The 1,367-nt window shown below is 38.3% G+C and carries 1 protein-coding gene and 1 pseudogene; both read right to left on the bottom strand.

The genetic code is table 11. The features are described 5' to 3' along the window. Nucleotides 1-388: pseudogene (locus CH376_RS23890) on the bottom strand (DNA alkylation repair protein); the annotation flags it as partial. A 242-nt stretch (nucleotides 389-630) separates the two neighbouring features. Next, a partial coding sequence (locus CH376_RS23885) for a TlyA family RNA methyltransferase (RefSeq protein WP_243398329.1) occupies nucleotides 631-1,367 on the bottom strand: 737 nt, incomplete at its 5' end.

Here is a 1,367-nt window from a genome sequence, read left to right as displayed (position 1 = left end):
AAGGTCTTACGGAGAATTCACAGGAAATCAATTTTGTGATTCTTTCAAATGCAATCAACGATTCTTCCGGATATTCGATCCCGAGAATTTCTACCACGTCTCCGAGGAAGATGGAAAGAAAAACTTCTTTACCGGACAATCTTTGTTCTATCGTATCCGTAATCGTAAGCAGAGGTTTGAGCGATTTAGGAAACGGTTTCGGAAGTTCTTCGGAGACAACTTCGGCGATTCTTCGAATTCTTTGTTTGAGCTCGAGCTGATTCCAATCTTTTTGTTTGAATCTTCGAAGCCATTCTTCTTCAGAAACGGATTTTATTTCCTTCGAAAAGGACGAAGCAATTTTTTGTAAAACATCTTTCGTATAAAGATCTTTGAGCAGTTCGGCCATGGTTCAATCATAAATATTTTAAAGAAGGAAAACGGTCCACGGATTTTTTGAAGGATAGTTTTTCGCGTTTTGAAAAGAAATCCAATCTTTGTCGCTTTAACGATTTTAGAAAATCATCTAATAAAAGGCAAATCAGTCTCGCGTTAACGCAGCGATTGATTTTTTTGTTTTAATTTTATTCAAATACGTTCGTATAAAAATTCAAAGTTTAAAAATCGATTCAGAAAGAATCGGCTAAAAAACTATAACTTCCAAAAAAGAAGAACTTCCTTGTTTCCCTCTCTCCCTTCGATCGGCGACCATTCCAAACCCGAAATCGAAGCTCCGATTTCCGTTTTGAGAAATTTACAAATAGATCGAACGATCTTCCAGCGAACGTTCGGATTTCGGAGTACACCTTTCGTCAAATCTTTCGAATCCGCTTCAAACTGAGGTTTAATAAGAGTTAAACATTCAATTTTTGGAATATTTTTTTCCTCTCTAAATCTTTTGAGAACGGGAAAAACGGAACGAAGAGAAATAAAACTCAAATCCATCACGATCAAAATAGAATTCGGATCAGGAACCAGCTTTTTGAGATTTTCCCAATCAACTTCCGAAGCGGATAAATTTTTAAGATGAAAACGATCCTTCACTACAACCGAAGGATGATTTCTTAATCTCTCGGCTAACTGTCCGTAGCCTACGTCGCATGCAAAAACCTTCCAAGCTCCTTTTTCGAGAAGAACTTCCGTAAATCCCCCGGTGGAAGCTCCGAGATCGATACAAACTTTTCCTTCCGCGCTTACTGAAAAACTTTCGAACGCCTTCAGAAGTTTATAAGCGCCTCGACTTACATAACGGGGAATCACGTTCAAAATTCTAATTTCGGAATTTTCGGGAAATTGAAGGCCGGCTTTTGTGATCTTCCGTTCGTTTATCAAAACTGAACCGGAAAGAATCAAACTTCTCGCTTTTTCCAACGTTTCCGCAAAGCCTC

The sequence above is a fragment of the Leptospira adleri genome (assembly GCF_002811985.1).
Classification (GTDB): Bacteria; Spirochaetota; Leptospiria; order Leptospirales; family Leptospiraceae; genus Leptospira; species Leptospira adleri.
Note: the sequence above shows the minus strand (reverse complement) of the source record. Positions and strands in the feature narration are given on the sequence as shown.